The organism is Terriglobus sp. 2YAB30_2 (assembly GCF_052114765.1).
Classification (GTDB): Bacteria; Acidobacteriota; Terriglobia; order Terriglobales; family Acidobacteriaceae; genus Terriglobus.
Window position 1 is genome coordinate 12513 of the sequence record NZ_JBFRFJ010000029.1, and the last position, 18977, is coordinate 31489.

Consider the following 18977-nt stretch of genomic DNA (forward strand, 5'->3'; position numbering starts at 1 on the left):
GGTTATTCAAAACTCTGTGGTTATTCAAAAACTCTTCAAAAGATTCGCCACAGCTGCAATCGGCAAACCTACAACGTTGGAATAATCCCCTTCAATCCGCGGAATAAACCGTGCGGCACTACCCTGAATGCCATACGCCCCGGCCTTATCCATCGGTTCCCCGGTAGCGATGTACTCGGCAATCTCCTGCTCCGTCATCGTCTGGAAGAAGACGTTGGTCGTCTCGGCATGCACCACCGCCTTCTGAAACGACAGCAAGGCAACGCCAGTGACCACCTGGTGAACGCGTCCGCTCAGGGTGCGCAGCATCACTCTCGCATCAGCGGCGCCTGTCGGTTTTCCCAGCAACGTGTTATCGAGCGTCACCGTAGTATCGGCGCCCAGCACCACCAGATCGTGTTCGCAGGGATGCCTGGCGAGCACGACCTGCGCCTTCTCACGTGCCAGGCGGGTGGTATAGGCCACCGGATCTTCTCCGGGATACTGCGATTCGTCGATATCAGCCGTCTCCACCGTGAATGGGATGCCGGCCTGGGTGAGGAGTTCCCGGCGGCGAGGAGAGGCGGAAGCGAGAATCAAGCGCATAGAAATCAGTATGAATGGTTGAATCGTTGAATAGTTGAATGGTCCGGCTGCAACGGCTCCAGCGCCCGGATTCAGCTATTCCATTGGTAAAAGCTCAAGGAAGCGTCCCCTTGTTTGAGCACACGCGTGCGCTCAAGGTTGCCGGCCCGCTCCGGGAGCTCCACCTTGCTGCGATGCTCGGCGACCACGCGGGCGCCATCGTTCAGCAGCTCTTCATGCGAGCCCAGGAAGGCGAGGGTGCGTTCGTACTCCTGCGCCATATCCCATGGCGGATCGAGGAAGATCAGGTCGATCGCGGTCTTTTCTTTGGCGAGTTTGGAGAGCAGCGTCGAAACGCCGCTGTTGTCGACGACGGCTCCCTCGGCTCCCAGCGCCCGCAGATTGGCCCGCAGCGTGGCCAGAGAGGACGATGACTTCTCCGCAAACCAGACACGGCGCGCGCCGCGGCTCAGGGCCTCCAGGCCCACCGCACCCGAGCCGGCGTATAAGTCCAGCACACGCAAGCCGGTACAGTCCTGTCCCAGCACGTTAAAGAGCGTCTCGCGCAGACGGTCGCTGGTCGGCCTGGTTGCCTCGTTTTTTGGCGCCGCAATCTGCCTCGATCTCCACTTCCCACCGATGATCCTCATCCCGTGACTACAATAAACCTCATGCGCTCCTGGTCCATCCCGCTCGGCCGTTGGTTCGGCGTAGAGATACGCATGCACACCTTCTTCGTGCTGCTGCTCGCGCTCTCGGTGAGCTGGGCTTCGTTCTCCAACCACAATGGCATGCGCGGCGTCGCTCTCTGGCTGATCCTCGTCTTTGCCGTGGTGGTGAGGGAGATCGCACGACTGCTGGCCTGCTCGTGGCTCAACCTGGAGCTGCGTTCCATCCAGTTGCTGCCGACCGGCGGCATGATCCAGTTCGCCACCGCCGACTCGATGGAGCGCGCCAACGAAGGCGCCATCCAGCGCAAGATCGCCATCGTGGGACCAATCACCAGCTTTCTGTTCGGCGCGATGATCGGCCTGCTGATCTTCGCCGCGACGCCGAATGTGGATATGCTGAGCCGTCCCTGGATCACGCCCTTCCACCTGCTGCGCGCCGCATTCTGGATCCAGCTTCTGCTGGGCGCCATCAATCTGCTGCCGGCATGGCCGCTGGATGCGGGCCGCGTCCTGCGCGGCGAGTTCTCACGCTCTCGCGGTCTGGCCGGCGGAACCCGCGCTGCCGTTGGCTTCGGACAGATGATCGCGCTGGTGATGATCATCGCCGGCATTGTCACCTTCAACATTTGGCTTCTCCTAATCGGTGCCTTTGTCCTGATCGGCGCGCAGATGGAAGATCACGGCCTCATGCTGCAGAGCTCGGTCGATACGGTGGTGATGCGCGATGTCATGCTGACCGAGTTCGCGACCCTGTCCGCTTCCGATACCCTGGAAGATGCTCTGGAGAAGTCGATCCACTCCATGCAGGATGTCTTTCCCGTGACCCGCGGCAATAACCTGGTGGGCGTCATCAGCCGGCAGAGCATCCTGGAGGCTCTGCAGTCCGAGGGCAACGGTTACGTGCAGGCGATTATGTCGCGCGCCTTCCATACGGCGCAGTCCGGCGACTCGCTGGTGCAGACCCTGCGCCGCATGATGGGTCCGCGTGCCCAGGCCCAGCTCGTTCCCGTGCTCGATGGCGAGAGGATCGTGGGCATCATCACGCCGCAGAACCTGAACCAGTCGATGAGCCTGCTTGCCCTGAAGCGCCGCATGCGCAACTTTGAGGAGCAGCAGTCGTGAGTGAGCCTGCGCCGCTGGCGCCGGGCTTATATCTCGTCGCAACACCGATCGGTAACCTGGAAGACATCACGCTGCGTGCCCTGCGGGTGCTGCAGTCAGTCGATCGCATCGCCTGCGAGGATACACGGCAGACGCAGAAGCTCCTGAATCACTTCCAGATCCAGAAGCCGACCATCAGCTATCACCAGCACAATGAACGCTCACGCAGCGATGAGCTGGTGGCAGCGTTGCAGGCCGGACAGCGCATCGCCATCGTCTCCGACGCAGGCACGCCCGGAATCGCCGACCCGGGGGCCGAGGTGGTAGCGGCAGCAATCGCCGCAGGAATTCCGGTTTATCCGATTCCTGGAGCCAACGCGGCGATCTCGGCACTCATCGCCAGCGGTCTGTCCACAGAGAGCTTCACCTTTCATGGATTTCTACCGCCCAAGGCGGGCCAGCGCAGAACGCAGTTGGAGTCGCTCGTACTGGATGGCACAACGCACATCTTCTACGAAGCCCCACACCGCATCGTGGAGACGCTGGAAGATGTAGCTGCCGTCTTCGGTCCGCAGCATCCGATAGCGCTGGCGCGCGAATTGACCAAGCTGCACGAAGAGCACCTGCGCGGCCCAGTTTCCATGATGCTGGAAACGCTCAAAGCCCGTGACGCGATTCGGGGAGAGTTCGTTTTGCTGCTTAGTGGCGAGCCTGCCGCGGAAGAGGCTGTACAGGCAGCGCCCGTTTCCATCGCGGCGAGTGTCGACGCACTGATGAAACAGGGACTCTCCGAAAAAGATGCCCTCAAGCAAGTAGCGCGCGACCGCGACCTGGGCAAAAGCGAAGTCTACCGCGAGTGGCAGCGGGAAAAGACTCGCCGCTAAAGCGGCGGATGGAATGATTGAAGAATTGAATAATGCTCTTCCAGCCACCCAATTGGGTGCCCCATCCATCGCAACGCGATGGATGGGAAATTCGAGCGAAGCTCGAACCGTTTTTCGTTTGTCATCCTGAGCGTAGCGAAGGACCTGGTTTGTGCTGCCCATGCTATCCACCCAACCCGTACTCCCGTCGAGTTTGCTAGGCTCAAAACATATGAAGGTTCTGGTAATCGGTGGTGGCGGACGCGAACATGCTCTCGTCTGGTCGTTGCAGCAGAGTTCCAAGGTAAGTGAAGTCGTCTGTGCGCCCGGCAATGGAGGCATTGCCGCGATCGCGCGCTGCCTGCCGGTCGATGTGAAAGACGTGGCCTCGATGCTCGCCGTCGTCGAGCAGGAGCAGCCCAGCATGACCGTCATCGGCCCCGAAGTTCCCCTCGCCGCCGGCATCGTCGACGCCATGCAGCAGCGCGGCCTGCGTGTCTTCGGTCCGACACAGGCCGCAGCCCAGCTAGAGAGCAGCAAGGCCTTCGCCAAGGAATTCATGCAGCGCCGCCGCATTCCCACGGCCCGCTACGCCGTATGCACCTCGCTGGAAGAGGTACGGAAGTCGCTGCCCATCTTCCATACGCCCCTGGTGGTGAAGGCCGACGGACTGGCCGCCGGGAAGGGCGTGGTCATCTGCCAGACCAAGGCAGAGGCGGAAGAGGTCGCCGCAGGCATCTTCTCCGGCTCGCTGCTCGGCACAAGTGACACCCGCCTGGTGCTGGAAGAGTTTCTCGAAGGCGAAGAGGTCAGCTTCTTCGCACTCTGTGACGGCAGCCATGCGATTCCCATCGCCGCGGCGCAGGACCACAAGCGCGTGGGCGAGGGTGACACCGGACTGAACACCGGCGGCATGGGCGCATACTGCACCGATGCGCTGCTGGAGCCGACCATGGTGGACTGGCTCACCACGCACGTCACACAGAATGTTGTCGACGGCATGGCCCAGGAGGGCACACCCTTCACCGGCATCCTGTTCTGCGGCCTGATGATGACGGCTCGCGGCCCCATGGTGCTGGAGTTCAATACGCGCTGGGGCGATCCGGAGACGGAAGCGATTGTGCTGCGCCTCGAGACCGATCTCTACGATCTCTTCGACGCCGCGATCGACGGTCGTGTGAACGAGGTGGCTGTCCGCATGAAGCCCGGCGCCAGCGCCTGCGTGATCGCGGCCAGCGGAGGCTACCCGGGCAGCTATCGTTCCGGCCTGAAGATCGACGGCCTCACCCCGACCAGCGGCACTGGTGCGGTGCAGGTCTTCCACGCCGGAACCTCACTGGTCGATGGCGAGTTCCGCACCGCAGGTGGACGCGTGCTTGCAGTCTCCGCCGCCGCCGACGATCTCAAGACGGCGCTCGCGATGATCTATGGCCGGTTGGAGAGCATTCAGTTCGAAGGCATGTTCTATCGCCGCGATATCGGGCACCGCGCCCTCACAAAGGAAGGATGAGCATGAACGCACCTGTTCTCTCCGCTGACGAAATGTTGCTGTGGCACACCCAGACCTCGGATCGTCTTCGCGGGTTGTTGGAACAACACCCCGAAGCGCTGGCGTTTCCCTGCGACATCGCGAAGGTGAGCACGCTCGGCGGCCTGCTGCAGCACATCGTCGCCGTCGAGTTGCGCTACGCCGAACGGCTTGCAGGCGAGCCGGCAACCGAGTACGACAAGATCCCCTACGGCACAGTCGCCGAAGTCTACGCGACCCACGACCGTGCAATGGATCTGTATCGCAAGGTCCTGGCCGACAGCAGCGTGAACTGGGACGAAGAGATCGAGTTCGTCACCCGCTCACTGGGCTCGATGGTGGCGACGCGCAAGGCGGTCTTCTTCCACGCGCTGACCCACGCCATTCGCCACTACGCGCAGATCACGACACTGCTGCGTCAGCACGAAATCACCATGAAGTTCCCTCTGGACTACCTCTTCGTGGCCGCGAGGCGCGTATGAAGCGGGCAGTCGCCGCGCTCCTCTTACTCTCCGGTACCCTCTTCGCCCAGCAGGGCGTGGTGGTCAAGCGCCTCGGTGCTCCGGATGTAAAGATCGAACCGGCGATCTGGGTTGGCGACCTGCTGTATGTCTGCGGTGTGATGGGCACGCCGGATGAGCCGGGCACGCCGCCGGTCTTCCACCAGAACACGGAACAGCAGACACTCGGAGCCTTCCGCAACATCGAGAAGGTGCTGAAGGAACAGGGCCTGGGCCTCGGCGACATCGTGCAGATGCAGGTCTTCCTCGCACCCGATTCCAAGACCGGCGTCATGGACCTGGACGGCATGAACCGCGCCTACCAGTCACGCTTCGGCAGCAAAGAACAACCCAATAAGCCAGTCCGCGCGACAGTCCAGGTCAGCCGCCTGGTAGTCCCCACAGGCCTGATCGAAGTCATGGTCGTCGCTGCCCGTTCTAAGAAGTAACGACCGCGCGGGAGAAGGCTTCAGGTTCGGTGAGCGTACACACCCGTTGCCCCATTCTTCGCGGCTTCATCGCGAAGGGTGGGGTCCCCGGCGAACTTGCTCACTGGGGCTTAGCGTGGGGTATCGCGCTGTGCGCGACCGTCTTTTTGTCTCGGGCACGATAAGAAAAGTATGGGTGGAGAAGCAGATTTCTCCGCTTCGCTGGGAAATGACAAACCTCAAAAAGCGGGTCCTTCGCTTTGCTCAGGATGACAAACAAAAGATACGGTCTCGCTCCGCTCGATACCCACCCTTTCGCTTCGCTAAAGAATGGGGCAACGGGTGTAGCGCGGTTATTGAATATGTCGATACACGGCGGTGTGGCCGAAAACTACCGATCTAAACCTTCACCGCCACCGCCGGCAGAATCTCATCCACATCCACCCACTGCGTCGGATAGTTCCCCGTGTAGCAGGCGGTGCAATAGCTGTTACCGTGGGGCTCGTACGCTCCACAAGCCTTCAGCACACCGCCAAGCGATAGATACGCCAACGAATCTGCCTCGATGAACTGGCGGATCTCCTCAATAGTGTTATTCGCGGCGATCAGTTCCTTGGTGCTGGGCGTGTCGACACCATAGAAGCACGGCGAGATCGTCGGCGGGCAGGAGATGCGCATGTGCACCTCTTTGGCTCCGGCGGCGCGGCACATGCGGACGATCTTACGGCTCGTCGTTCCGCGAATGATGGAGTCATCGATCAGGATGATGCGCTTGCCTTCCAACAATGCACGCGACGGATTCAGCTTCATACGCACGCCGAAGTCGCGGACCCGCTGCGTCGGCTCAATGAAGGTACGGCCCACGTAGTGGTTGCGGATTAGACCGAAGTTGAACGGAATGCCCGACTGAGCCGAGTAGCCAATAGCTGCGGTCACACCGGAGTCCGGTACCGGAACAACCAGGTCGGCTTCCACCGCCGACTCGCGCGCGAGCTGACGGCCCATCTCTTCACGGCTCTTCTGCACCCAGCGGCCAAAGACCTTGGAGTCAGGCCGCGCGAAGTACACATGCTCGAAGATGCAGCTTGCCTGCTTGGTCGTCGTATTGAAGTAGCGCGAGGTCACGCCATCTTCTGAAACCATCACCAGCTCGCCCGGCTGCACATCGCGCTCGTACTTGGCATGCAGCAGGTCGAGAGCACAGGTCTCCGAAGCGAAGACAAAAGTATCAGGCTTGCCGTCGACGCCGGGGATGCGGCCCATGCACAGCGGACGGAAGCCGCGAGGATCGCGCGCGGCGAAGATGCGGTTGCGCGTCATCATCACGATGGAGAAAGCGCCATCGACCTGTGAGAGCGAGTCGGCGATGCAGTCCACCAGCGTCGTCTCGGCGGAGTGCGCGATCAACTGCACGATGATCTCGGTGTCGCTGGTGGTCTGGAAGACTGCGCCGTCGCGCTCCAGGCGCTCCTTGGCGGTGCCCAGGTTCACCAGGTTGCCATTGTGAGCAATCGCGATCAGGCCCTTGGTGGACTCCACACGGATCGGCTGCGCGTTCAGCAGCGCCGAGTCGCCGGTGGTGGAGTAGCGGGTGTGGCCAATCGCCATCTGCCCGGGAAGCTTCTGCAGAACGTCGTCGGTGAAGATCTCCGAGACCAGGCCCATGCCTTTGACGTCGATGATGTCTTCGCCGTTCGAGGTGGCGATACCACCGGACTCCTGCCCGCGATGCTGCAGCGAGTACAGGCCCCAGTAGGTCATACGGGCGGCCTCAGGGTGGCCGTACACCGCCATCACGCCGCACTCTTCGCGCAGCTTGTCAAAGGGAGTGGCGTCGACTTCGATCTCGTCCGGCTGCACGTGATTCATTAAGCCAGCACCTCCGTCGCCAGGCGTGATTCAAGAGCCTGGGACCAGACTTGCTTCAACTCACCAACAGCCGCGCGGATCACGTTCTCACTGCCTACCGTGACCGACAGCGTACCATCCGCTGTCACTGTGCCGATCGGCTGCGCCATCAATGTACCATCCTTCTCGATCGTGCCCACCAGGGCTTCTACGGATTTATGCGAACAGGTCACCAGAACGGTGCTCGCCGGTTCGCTGAAAAGGGTTTGCAACCCGCCAAGCTCGGTATCGATCTTCACTTCGGCGCCCAGTCCCAAGCGGAACGTAGCCTTCGCCAGCGCAACCGCCAGGCCGCCGTCCGAGATATCGGAGGCCGAGGTGATGAAGTTCCGCCGCGCCAGAAGCTGCAGCATCTGATGCAGCTCCGCTTCCTTGGCGAGGTCGATCGCCGGGGGAACACCCCACAGCTGGCCCAGAACCGTCTTGGCGAATTCGCTCGAACCAAACTCCGCCTGCCAGTTAGACGGTTTGGCGGTGTTCGGCGAGATCAGCACAATCACGTCGCCGGCCTGGCTGAAGTGCGCCGGGGTCGCCTTGGTGACGTCATCCAGAATGCCCACGATACCCAGCACCGGAGTCGGATAGATACCCACGCCGCGGGTCTCGTTATACAGCGAGACATTGCCGCCGGTCACCGGTGTGCCGAGCGCGGTGCATGACTCGGAGATTCCGTCGATGGCTGCGGAGAGTTGCGCCATGATCTCGGGCTTCTCCGGATTGCCGAAGTTCAGACAGTTGGTGGCAGCAACGGGCTTCGCGCCGGTGCAGGCGACCTTACGTGCTGCTTCGGCGACCGCATGCTTCGCGCCGGTCAGCGGATCGAGATAACACCAGCGGCCGTTGCCGGCCAGCGCCATCGAAAGCGCGCGGCTGGTGCCCTTGATGCGCATCACTCCAGCCTCATTGCCGGGGCCCTGCACGGTGTTGGTCTGCACCATGGAGTCGTACTGCTCGAAGACCCAGCGCTTGTCGCAGATGTTGGAAGCCGCCAGCAGCTTGGTCAGCGCAGCGGTATGGTCCACCGCCTTATCCAGCACACCCGCCGGAGCTTCCTTGGCCACCGGAGCCGCCCACGTGCCCACCGGGCGGTGGTAGAGCGGAGCATCGTCCGTCAGCGATTCATTGGAGAGATCGGCCACCAGCTCGCCGTGATGGAAGATGCGCATCCGGTTCTGGGCAATCACCTTACCGACAATGCGGGCATCCAGGCCCCACTTGGCGAAGACGTCCAGGACCTCCTGCTCGCGGCCCTCGTTGGCCACCAGCAGCATGCGCTCCTGCGACTCCGACAGCATGATCTCGTAGCTGTTCATGCCGGTCTCGCGCTGGGGCACGTTATCGAGCTCAACTTCGAGGCCGACGCCGCCACGGGCGCCCATCTCGCAGGTGGAGCAGGTCAGGCCCGCAGCACCCATGTCCTGAATACCGGCGACCGCGCCGGGAATCTGCATGACCTCAAGGCAGGCCTCGAGCAGCAGCTTCTCCATAAACGGATCGCCCATCTGCACATTGGGGCGCTTCTGCTCAGAGCCTTCCTTGAACTCTTCGCTGGCCATGGTCGCGCCGTGGATACCGTCGCGGCCGGTCTTGGCGCCGACATAGATCACCGGATTTCCAATACCGGTGGCCTTGGCATAGAAGATCTCATCGCGCTTCACCAGACCCAGCGCAAAGGCATTCACCAGCGGATTGCCGCTGTAACAGGGCTCAAACCGAGTCTCGCCGCCCAGGTTGGGCACGCCAAAGCAGTTGCCGTAACCGGCAATACCGTGGACCACGCCCTCAACCACGGCGTGGTTCTTGTGCGTGATCTCTTTGGGCAGCGCTGTGTCGTCCAGCGGACCGAAGCGGAGCGAGTCCATCACGGCCAGCGGACGCGCACCCATGGTGAAGATGTCGCGCAGAATGCCGCCAACGCCCGTCGCCGCGCCCTGGTAGGGCTCGATGTAGCTGGGGTGATTGTGGCTCTCGATCTTAAAGGCGCAGGCCCAGCCGTCGCCGACGTCGATGATGCCGGCGTTCTCGCCAGGACCCTGGACGACCAGCTCGCTCTTCGTGGGAAGGCGCTTCAGATGGACGCGCGAAGACTTATAGGAGCAGTGCTCACTCCACATCACCGAATAGATGCCCAGCTCCGTCAGCGACGGAGTACGGCCGAGCGCCTGCTCAATACGAGCATATTCGTCGGCAGTAATGCTGTGCAGTTTGAGCAGCTCGGGGGTAATGCGAGCCGGAGTGGGAACGAGGGTGGCCTGGGCTTGCGTTTCGTTAGGCATAGCTTGGCTACCTTGATTGTCGCACGTTGCTGCCCGGTTACAGTGCTCCACCACTGCACCGGGAACAGTGCACCCGTGGATTTACCACTATTTGAAGGGTTTACGACACGCTGGGTGCCCCATCCATCGCAACGTGATGGGTGGGATATCAAACAAAAGAGCTACGCTCCAGTAGACCCAAACCCGCCCGCTCCACGCGGGGCCTCAGCGATGACTTCAGACTCCTCAAAGTGAGCCGTCAGCCGCTGCACAATGCGAAGCTGTGCCACGCGATCACCAACAGCCAGCGTGACCGGCTGCTGCGACAGGTTGGTGATCACTACTTTGATCTCGCCGCGATAGCCAGGATCGATGACACCGGCCAGCGTGGTGACACCTTTCACGGCCAGGCCTGAACGGTCCTGCACCAACGCGCCATAGTTATCAGGGAACTCCATGGCCAACCCCGTAGGCACCAGAGCCGTCTGTCCCGGCGTGAGTGTCGTTGCCTCAGCGGCATAAAGATCAGCGGCGAGATCGCCCCACGGACCATCATGCGCATAGCGCGGCAGACGAGCTTCAGGGTGAAGGCGACGGGTACGAATCGTAATCGGATGTGACATGACAGCTTCGATTGTTGCACGCAAAGCTGTGGGGTTTTTATTGACCCATACACGGGGTGCCCCGGGTCCCTCGGGGACCTGGGCATTCGCGCGACGCGCGAACCGCCTTTTTGTTTGTCATTTCGTAGTGACCGAAGGGAACGGAGAAATCTGCTTCTCAACCCATGTCTTCCCGGTTCCCACATATCACTCCACCTCAACCACCCTGATAAGCCTCCATGAAAACCACCATGCCCTATACTGCTATCTCCAATCGCAGGGGTGCAGCACTATGGCCGAAACACTCAGCTCGCAGCAGGTCGTCGACATCACTAAGCAACACAACTTCGGCACCTGGCGCCGTGGCAAGCAATGGAACCCGCTGCACGTAGTCAGCGGCGACGGCTGCTGGTTTACCGATGCCAACGGAAAGCGATACCTCGACTTCTCCGCGCAGTTGATGTGCGTGAACCTCGGGTACAACAACCAGGCCGTCATTCAGTCGATCCAGCAACAAGCCGCAGAGCTGGCATACATCCAGCCTTCCTACACTACCACCGCACGCGCCGAATTGAGCCAGTTACTGCTGGAAGTGCTGCCCAGAGGGCTGACGAAGTTCTTCTTCTGCACCTCAGGCACCGATGCGAATGAGGCCGCCTTCAAGATCGCCCGCATGTATACGGGCAAGACCAAGATCATCGGCCGCTATCGTTCGTATCACGGCTCAACAGCTTCTTCGATCGGCGCCACCGGCGATGCGCGCCGCTGGCCATCGGAGCCTCGCAGCAAGCTCCCGGGCGTGGTCTTCTCACCCGAGGTGAACTGCTACAAGTGCCCGCTGAAACACTCGTATCCAGACTGCGGCATCGCCTGCGCGGACTACCTGGAATACATGATCCAGAACGAAGGCGACGTCGCCGCGGTTCTGGCAGAGACCGTAGTAGGCACCAACGGTGTGCTGATTCCGCCGCCCGGCTACTATCAGAAGCTGCGCCGCATCTGCGACGAGAACAATGTGTTGTTGATCGCCGACGAGGTGATGGCCGGATGGGGACGTACCGGCAAGTGGTTCGCCATCGATCACTGGGACGTGCAGCCGGACATCCTTACCACTGCCAAGGGAATCACTTCAGCCTATGTTCCGCTGGGCCTCACAGCGGTCTCCGAAAAGATCTCCGCATTTTTTGAAGACAACCTCTTTGCTCATGGCCACACGTATGAAGCTCACCCACTGACGCTCGGCCCCGCAATCGCCACCATCCGCGAGATGCAGCGGCTCAACCTGATAGAGCGCGCCGTCGAAGTGGGAGCATATCTCGGGGAAAAGCTGCAGGCGTTGAAAGCGAAACACAAGTCCATCGGCGACGTACGCGGCCTCGGACTTTTCTGGGCAGTCGAGCTGGTAAAGGACCAGGCAAAGAAGACGCCCTTCAACGTCTGGCAGGAGAAGCTCGACGGTAAGACTCTGGTCGTCGACCAGATCGCCGGCAAGATGATGGCCTCAGGAATCTTTCTGCAGGCATGGATGAACCACTTCGTCATCGCGCCACCGCTTATCGTCTCGAAAGAAGAAATCGATTTCGCTCTGACTGCGCTGGATGAACACCTGTCGATCGCAGACGAGCTAGTTGCTGGGTAGCTCCGCTCGAATAGTTCACCCAGCGAATCAAGTTCCCCGGGAACCCCGTGTTGCGATGAATGGGCACCCGGTGTGTGAGTTCCTTCAAGCCTTTCCACACATTCTGGACTCATACAAAAGCGGTTCGCGCGTAGCGCGAATGTCCCACATCTCGGCACAGCCGAGATATGTGGCACCCGCTTCGTACTGTGACAAAAAGGAAAAGCAAAATGGGGCTGACAACGTCAGCCCCATTTCCACTGCATTAAGGCGCGAAGCGCATCCCGCCGAGCGCGCAGCTCAGCCGATGTCTTCGGACCAGTTTTCCAGGTAGGCCTTGAAGTCGGTCATGAACTTGCCGGCATCGGCGCCGTCGACGATGCGGTGGTCGAAGCCGAGCGTGAAGCGCTGGACGGAGCGGATGGCGATGGACTCATTGCCGTCCTTGTCGGTGAGCACCAAGGGTTCTCTGTTCAGGCCACCGATGCCGAGAATTGCCACCTGCGGCTGGTTGATGATCGGTGTTCCGAACTGTTCGCCGAAGATGCCGGCGTTGGTAATGGTGAAGGTGCCGCCGGCGATCTCATCCGGAGCCAGCTTCTTGCCGCGGGCGCGCTCAGCGATATCGACGATGCCGCGAGCGATGCCGAGGAAGCTCTTCTCTTCGGTCTGCTTGATGACCGGAACGATGAGGCCCCAGTCCAGAGCGACGGCGATGCCGATGTTGATGTTCTTCGCATAGCGGATGGCATCGCCCTCGACGGAGGCGTTGACGATGGGGTGCTTGCGGAGCGCGGTGATGACGGCGCGAGTGATGAAGGGCATGTACGTCAGCTTCACGCCGTTGCGCTGCTCGTACTTGTTCTTCTCCTTCTCACGCAGCTTGACGATGCGGGTCATGTCCACCTTGAAGATGGTGTGGACGTGCGGCGAGGTCTGCTTGGACTCGACCATGCGCCTGGCAATGATCGAGCGCATCTTCGACATCGGCTCCAGGGTGCCAGGCGCCGGAACAGCCGCGGCTGGGGCGGGAGCGGCAGCAGGCTTCGCTGCTGCGGGCGCAGCGGCGGCGGGAGCTGACGCGGCCGCGGGCTTCGCGCCTGAGATTACGCCGGTGATGTCGTCCTTGGTGATACGGCCGCTGGCGCCGGTGCCGGTGACGGTCGAAAGATCGATGGCGTTTTCCTTGGCCATCTTGCGGACCAGCGGAGAGCTGCGGACGCCGGCGGCGGCTGTTTCGGCAGTGGTTGCTGCAGCAGCGGCAGGGGCCGGAGCAGCGGCTGCGGGAGCCGGTGCGGCCGCAGGAGCAGCGGCGGCCTTGTCCGCGCCTCCGCCGATGATGGCTACCACGGTATTGATGGCAACGGTCGAACCGGCCTCTACCTTGATCTGGCTCAGCACACCGGCTGCAGGCGAGGGAATCTCGGCATCGACCTTGTCGGTCGAGATTTCAAAGAGCGGCTCGTCGCGCTGGACGGAGTCGCCGACCTTCTTCAGCCATTTGGTGATGGTGCCTTCGGTGATGGATTCGCCCATCTGCGGCATGACGACGTCGGTACCCGAGCCTGCAGTAAACCCGGCAGCGGGAGCGCCGGAACCTGTGTTCTGCGAGGGCTCCTGTGTCGCTTCCGTAGCAGCAGCCTTATCGTCGGCGGCAGCAGGCGCTGCCGGAGCAGCAGCAGGAGCGGAAGCCGCAGCGGAACCTTCTTCCGCGATGATGGCAACGACGCTGTTCACGTTGACCGTGGCGCCTTCCTGAACCTTGACCTCGGTCAGAATGCCGGCTGCGGGCGAGGGAATCTCGGCATCCACCTTATCGGTCGAGATCTCGAAGAGCGGTTCGTCGCGCTCTACCTTGTCGCCCGGCTTCTTCAGCCACTTGGTCAGGGTGCCTTCGGTGATGGACTCGCCCATCTGGGGCATGACTACGTCAGTCGGCATGATGATCCTTGAGAAAGTGAATTCAAATTACAAGTGAAACTGAGGTCGAGCGGCCGTTCGGCGAACGGAGCTCACTGCAACTCCCGATTCTATACCGCGAAAAACAGCACCGAAAACCGCCTCTAACCGATAAACGAACATTTAGGCGATATTCATCAACTCCTGCAACGAGTCCACCGCCAGCATCTGGCGCTGGAAGACGTGGCCCATGTGACGCGCTGCCGAGTTGGCCGCGGTGGCCAGTGTCGGCGCCGGTGTGTGGCCCTCCGGGGCCTCCAGCTCCAGGCTGGTGACGGCGCGGTCGGTGATGCCGCAGGGCACGATCAGATCGAAGTCGCGGAGGTCCGTGGTCACGTTCAACGCAAAGCCGTGAGAGGTAACGCCCATGGAGACATGCACGCCGAAGGCACAGATCTTCTTCTCCGGGATCGATCCACCGGGGATGGTCCAGACGCCGGTGCGGCCCTTTACCCGCTGGGTGAGCACCCCGAAGTCGTGGCAGACGCGGATGATGACCTCTTCGAGCATGCGCATGTAGTCGACCGGCCCAAGATGCGGCCCGCGTTTACCCGGCCAGTCGCCGCGGAGGTCGAAGATGGGATAGCCGACGAGCTGTCCGGGACCGTGATAGGTGACGTCGCCGCCGCGGTTGATCTCATGCAGCTCTACGCCCTTGCGTGCGAGCAACTCATCGCTGGCGAGGACGTTTTCGCGGCGGGAGTTGCGGCCCAGCGTCAGTACCGGGGGATGCTCCAACAAGATCAGCGTGTCGCCGATACGATTCTGCTTGCGCGCTTCGATCACCTGGCGTTGGATCTCGAGGCCGTCAGCGTAGGTGGTGCGTCCGAGTTGGAGAAGGTGAATGTACTGCATTGCGCAATATCCCCGAATGTTGCTCTAGGGGATATAAAAGGCCCAGGGCTGAAGCCATCGGCTCCCACCTATTCGCGCAGAGCGCGAACAACCCATGTCCCCGAGGGGCACTACCCCGGACATGGGGCACCCAGGATATGGGTGCCCCGAACCGATTGACGTAACTAGACGTTGATCGCCATGCCTTCGACTGAAGCGAAGCCGTCGAGCAGGGCTTCGGCGACCGTCGGATGAGCGTGCACGGTGAACATCATGGACTCTACCGTCGCTTCCAGCTCCATCGCCGTCACTGCTTCCGCGATGATGTCGGTGGCAAGCGGGCCGATGATGTGTACGCCGAGGATCTCGCCGTACTTCTTATCGGCCACTACCTTGATGAAGCCATCGTGCGAGCCCAGGATCGTGGCCTTGGAGTTGCCGACGAAGGGGAACTTGCCGACCTTCACGTCGTAGCCCGCTTCCTTGGCCTTGGCTTCCGTCAAACCCACGGAACCGATCTGCGGCTCGCAGTAGGTGCAGCCGGGGATCAGGTTACGCTTCATCGGCTTGGCATACTTGCCGGCCAGCTTGGCGGCGACCAGCATGCCGGCCGTGGAGCCGGAGTGCGCGAGCTGCGGGAAACCCATGACGATATCGCCGATGGCATAGACGCCCGGCTCGGACGTCTGCATGTACTCGTCTACCTCGACGAAGCCGCGGTCGACCTTGACCTTGGTCTTGTCGATCCCAACGTTGCCGGTGCGAGGCGCACGGCCCACGGCGACCAGAACCTTCTCCGCTTCCTTCGCGGCAGGCTTGCCGTCACTGGTAGTGAAGTCGACCTTCACGCCGCTCTTGGTCTTTTCGATCTTGTCGACCTTGGCGGAGAGGTGAACGTCGATGCCGCGCTTCTTGAACTGGCGCAGCAGCTCCTTGGAGACCTCTTCGTCCTCTGCCGGCACGATGCGCGGCAGAGCCTCGATGACCGTAACCTCCGAGCCGAAGCTGCGGAAGATGGAGGCGAACTCGACACCCACGGCGCCAGAGCCGATGACCACGAGCGACTTGGGAACAGCCTCCATCGAGAGGATCTCGATGTTGGTCATGATCTTGTCGTCAGCGGTGTAGCCGGGGAGCATACGCGCATCGGAACCGGTGGCCAGTACGACGTTCTTGGCCTGGACCTGCGACTCCTTGCCGCCCTCGATGGCGATGGTGTGCACGCCGCCCTTGGCCGCGCCGGTGAGTTTGCCGTAGCCGCGAACCACCGTGATCTTGTTCTTCTTCATCAGGAAGTCGAGACCCTTGGTGTGCTTGGTCACGATGTCCGCCTTACGGCCGACGACGGCAGGCCAGTTCACCTTAACCTCGCCGGTGGTCTCCAGACCGAACTCTTTGGCGTGCTTGAAGTGGTCGTAAATCTCGGCCGAGAAGAGGATCGCCTTGGTGGGGATGCAGCCCACGTGGAGGCAAGTGCCGCCAATCTTGTCGGTAGCCTCAATCAATGCCACCTTCAGCCCATACTGCGCCGCACGGATCGCACAGGTGTATCCCGCGGGTCCGCCGCCAATTACCGCAATATCAAAGATCGTATCTGCCAAGGGAATCTCCGTTTACTTCAAGACGTGGGATGACACAAACGTGACCATTTTACGCTGCCCGACAACGTTGTGCGATTTTCGACACGGATCGGCCGATAACAGCACAACTATAGGATGTGGGATGATGCTGCTGCGATTCGCTCCAACTGGAAACGGTGGTGCTGCATGTGCACAGCGAAGAAGCCGAGCATGTTGGGAAGGTCCATCCAGCCCGCCACTGGATGCCAAAAGATGCCACCCTGCAATCCCTCCGGTGTCGTTGAGAGAAAGATCCCCAACTCCTTCCGCGTCCTTTGCCACTCCGTGAGGACGTGGTCCCAGTCGGGGTCGCTCTCCGGGAGGACATGGCTGGCGATCTCCGGAACTTTCACCCTGCGGTCGGTTGAGAAGAGCCGGTGAAGAAATCGGATGTTGACACGGTCCTGCTTCTCGACCGGATGCGGCTGCGCGATATTCTGACGCGCTGTCTCCAGAGCTGTTGCCTCGGTCTTCGCCAGATGGCAGACCACCTCAGTCGCGGACCAGGCCTCGGGCGCCTCCCGGAACGATCGCCTTGCGGGAGTCCACTCTAAGAGTGGCGCCAGCAACAGCCTCTTCTGCGCCTCCAGCTCGACGAGCGTAGGCATTACCCTACCCGATGGTTCCCGCCGCATCAATCGTCGCCTTCACCATCGCATCGATGCCCATGCAGGAGTTGAGCAGCAGGTGATAGAGGTGGCGGTCGGCCCAGTCGCGGTCATAGTGCCGGCGGATATAGGTCGCCCGGGCTGCGTCGGCGGCGTGGATCTCCTGCTCGGCATGGTTGGCGCGCTCCGGGTACTTTGCTTCGAACCAGCGCTTTTTGTTCGGCATGGAGGCATAGGTGAAGACGTGGAACGCTCCCGGCTCACCGCACAGGTAGCTTGAGCCGCCGCGGCCGACGATGACACAGTGTCCCTCTGCCGCCACGCGCTTCATTGCCCGCTGCAGATAGCCGAGCATCTGTTCGGTATCGACGCCGCTCGGCGGGAAGCCCAGTTCAGCGCCGCCGGCCAGAAAGCCCTTCCCAAGACGTGCGTACCAGGGATCCCGCCTCTCGTCGCCTGCCACGACCTGGGTGGGATCCACCCCGGCCTCCGCGGCCGCGGCGTCAACCAGAGCCTTGTCGTACAGCTTCCAACCCAGCGTGTCCGCCAGGGCCGCAGCATACTCCGCGCCCTCGCTGCCATATTCCCGTTCGATCGTAAAAAAACGCACCATACGCGACGAACTATAGCACGGCAACTTTGCGAAGCATTCGTGATTTCTGAATCATCCATTGTTCCGTGTCTTCCATGCCGTATTGTGGCTGCATGTCTCTCCGACACCTTCTGCCCATGCTCGCGCTCGGCCTTGTTTTGCCTGCGCATGGACAACAGGAGCAGCCCGAGTTCCGGCTGCAGATCAACAGCCGCCTCATCAGCACCACCCTCACCGTCCGCGACGCCAAAGGCAAGCTGGTCACTAACTTGCCGCAGACGGCCTTCCATATCAGGGAAGACGGAATCGAGCAGACCGTACGCTACTATGCCAGCCAGCGTGAGCTTCCGCTCAGCATTGCCTTGATCGTCGACGCCAGCGGCAGCCAGGACAAGTTCGTCAAGGAACACGAGCACGAGATCGAAGACTTCCTGAAGGAAGTCATGGAGCCGCGCGACCGTGCCTTTGCCATCTGCTTCGGAAACCACCTGCGCCTGGTCAGCGACTGGACCAGCACCCCCGGCGAGATCATCGAGAGTGTCCACCGCTTCAACAAAGGGGAGCACAACTTCCCCGAGATCGGCCCGAAGGAGGAGCGCGAGCTGGGTACCGCTGTCTATGACGCCCTCTATTTCTCCATCACGGAAAAGATGGAGGCCGAGCGCGAGCACCGCCGCGTCCTCATCGTCTTCTCTGACGGGGAAGAGAACTCCAGCGAACATGACCTGATCGACGCCATCACGGCCGCGCAGGGCGCCGACACCCTGGTCTACGCGCTGCGCACTACCGAGAACAAAGAGAAGAAGATGAACGCCCGCGACCGCTACGGCATGCGCGTGCTCGATCACCTGACGGAGGCCACCGGCGGCCAGAGCTTCGACGTTCGCAAAGAGTCAAGCAAGGAGATCTTCGCCTCCATCGCCGCTGACCTGAAGTCGCTCTATGAGATCGGCTACTACTCCAACAACCCCGCCCACGACCGGCGCTTCCGCAAGGTCACGATTACGGCGGGGGAGGGAATGGCAGTGAGGGCGCGGGAGGGGTATACACCGCGCTAGTTGCTAGTTGCTGGTTCCTAGTTGCTAGTTTTTTAAAGCCGTGGCATTCGCGGGTGATCTCGACAGACCGGGGCCGGGCAACTAGCAACCAGCAACTAGGGTGTATCGACAAATTGCTGTAGGTGTAACCACGAGCATGCGAGGGCGACGGTAGCAGCGAAGCAAGCAGCGTATTTGCAGTATCTTGTGGCGAACCTTCTGAACTGTTTGAGTCTGTTGAAGCATCGTTCGATGCGGTTTCTGAGTTTGTAGAGCGTCAGATCGTAGGT

The 18977-nt window shown here is 61.3% G+C and carries 18 protein-coding genes; 7 read left to right on the top strand and 11 right to left on the bottom strand.

What is annotated here, in order from left to right; translation table 11 throughout:
- Positions 1-24 precede the first annotated feature (24 nt).
- Both AB4Y89_RS23545 and rsmD read right to left on the bottom strand, forming a co-directional pair.
- Positions 25-585 (bottom strand): Maf family protein, encoded by a 561-nt coding sequence (locus AB4Y89_RS23545; protein WP_442303389.1) that lies wholly within the window; start codon positions 583-585, stop codon positions 25-27.
- Positions 586-656: 71 nt separating this feature from the next.
- On the bottom strand, positions 657-1214 hold the full coding sequence (gene rsmD / locus AB4Y89_RS23550) for a 16S rRNA (guanine(966)-N(2))-methyltransferase RsmD (protein ID WP_442303390.1): 558 nt from the start codon (positions 1212-1214) through the stop codon (positions 657-659).
- A gap of 21 nt (positions 1215-1235) precedes the next feature.
- On the opposite strand from rsmD, the gene AB4Y89_RS23555 reads away from it, so the two are divergent.
- The 5 genes from AB4Y89_RS23555 to AB4Y89_RS23575 all read left to right on the top strand — a co-directional run bounded on the left by AB4Y89_RS23555 (position 1236) and on the right by AB4Y89_RS23575 (position 5676).
- Positions 1236-2357 carry a CBS domain-containing protein gene (locus AB4Y89_RS23555; RefSeq protein WP_442303391.1) on the top strand — a complete coding sequence of 374 codons (1122 nt, stop codon included), beginning with the start codon at positions 1236-1238 and terminating at the stop codon, positions 2355-2357.
- A complete protein-coding gene (gene rsmI, locus AB4Y89_RS23560; protein WP_442303392.1) occupies positions 2354-3220 on the top strand; it encodes a 16S rRNA (cytidine(1402)-2'-O)-methyltransferase in 867 nt (288 codons plus the stop codon). Before AB4Y89_RS23555 ends, rsmI begins: the two co-directional genes overlap by 4 nt.
- Before the next feature lie 211 nt (positions 3221-3431).
- A complete protein-coding gene (gene purD, locus AB4Y89_RS23565) occupies positions 3432-4709 on the top strand; it encodes a phosphoribosylamine--glycine ligase (protein WP_442303393.1) in 1278 nt (425 codons plus the stop codon).
- 2 nt (positions 4710-4711) lie between these two features.
- On the top strand, positions 4712-5209 hold the full coding sequence (locus tag AB4Y89_RS23570) for a DinB family protein (RefSeq protein ID WP_442303394.1): 498 nt from the start codon (positions 4712-4714) through the stop codon (positions 5207-5209).
- Entirely contained in the window at positions 5206-5676 is a 471-nt protein-coding gene (locus tag AB4Y89_RS23575) for a Rid family hydrolase (protein ID WP_442303395.1), read from the top strand. Before AB4Y89_RS23570 ends, AB4Y89_RS23575 begins: the two co-directional genes overlap by 4 nt.
- A gap of 378 nt (positions 5677-6054) precedes the next feature.
- Here AB4Y89_RS23575 and purF read toward each other — a convergent pair whose 3' ends face one another.
- From purF to dut, 3 genes are all read right to left on the bottom strand, one after another.
- On the bottom strand, positions 6055-7524 hold the full coding sequence (purF, locus tag AB4Y89_RS23580; protein ID WP_442303396.1) for an amidophosphoribosyltransferase: 1470 nt from the start codon (positions 7522-7524) through the stop codon (positions 6055-6057).
- Positions 7524-9839: a phosphoribosylformylglycinamidine synthase subunit PurL gene (gene purL, locus AB4Y89_RS23585; RefSeq protein WP_442303397.1), complete on the bottom strand. Its 2316-nt coding sequence runs from the start codon at positions 9837-9839 to the stop codon at positions 7524-7526. The genes purF and purL overlap by 1 nt, the downstream gene beginning before the upstream one ends.
- A 161-nt stretch (positions 9840-10000) precedes the next feature.
- Entirely contained in the window at positions 10001-10441 is a 441-nt protein-coding gene (gene dut, locus AB4Y89_RS23590) for a dUTP diphosphatase (RefSeq protein WP_147646323.1), read from the bottom strand.
- Between the two features lie 271 nt (positions 10442-10712).
- Between dut and AB4Y89_RS23595 the strand changes: the two genes are divergently transcribed.
- The gene (locus AB4Y89_RS23595; RefSeq protein WP_442303398.1) at positions 10713-12059 is read left to right on the top strand and encodes an aminotransferase family protein; all 1347 of its coding nucleotides are present in this window, start codon (positions 10713-10715) and stop codon (positions 12057-12059) included.
- Positions 12060-12338: 279 nt separating this feature from the next.
- Here the strand turns inward: AB4Y89_RS23595 and AB4Y89_RS23600 are convergent, their stop codons facing one another.
- The 5 genes from AB4Y89_RS23600 to AB4Y89_RS23620 all read right to left on the bottom strand — a co-directional run bounded on the left by AB4Y89_RS23600 (position 12339) and on the right by AB4Y89_RS23620 (position 17671).
- On the bottom strand, positions 12339-13979 hold the full coding sequence (locus AB4Y89_RS23600) for a 2-oxo acid dehydrogenase subunit E2 (RefSeq protein ID WP_442303399.1): 1641 nt from the start codon (positions 13977-13979) through the stop codon (positions 12339-12341).
- Between the two features lie 141 nt (positions 13980-14120).
- Entirely contained in the window at positions 14121-14852 is a 732-nt protein-coding gene (lipB, locus tag AB4Y89_RS23605) for a lipoyl(octanoyl) transferase LipB (protein ID WP_442303400.1), read from the bottom strand.
- Between the two features lie 164 nt (positions 14853-15016).
- A complete protein-coding gene (gene lpdA / locus AB4Y89_RS23610; protein WP_442303401.1) occupies positions 15017-16432 on the bottom strand; it encodes a dihydrolipoyl dehydrogenase in 1416 nt (471 codons plus the stop codon).
- Positions 16433-16539: 107 nt separating this feature from the next.
- The gene (locus AB4Y89_RS23615; RefSeq protein ID WP_442303402.1) at positions 16540-17058 is read right to left on the bottom strand and encodes a DinB family protein; all 519 of its coding nucleotides are present in this window, start codon (positions 17056-17058) and stop codon (positions 16540-16542) included.
- Between the two features lie 4 nt (positions 17059-17062).
- Positions 17063-17671, bottom strand: a complete 609-nt coding sequence (locus AB4Y89_RS23620; RefSeq protein ID WP_442303403.1) for an AAA family ATPase — start codon at positions 17669-17671, stop codon at positions 17063-17065.
- Positions 17672-17763: 92 nt separating this feature from the next.
- Here AB4Y89_RS23620 and AB4Y89_RS23625 point away from each other — a divergent pair, with 92 nt between their 5' ends.
- The gene (locus AB4Y89_RS23625) at positions 17764-18708 is read left to right on the top strand and encodes a VWA domain-containing protein (protein WP_442303404.1); all 945 of its coding nucleotides are present in this window, start codon (positions 17764-17766) and stop codon (positions 18706-18708) included.
- 95 nt (positions 18709-18803) lie between these two features.
- Here AB4Y89_RS23625 and AB4Y89_RS23630 read toward each other — a convergent pair.
- A partial coding sequence (locus AB4Y89_RS23630) for a transposase (RefSeq protein WP_442303405.1) occupies positions 18804-18977 on the bottom strand: 174 nt, incomplete at its 5' end.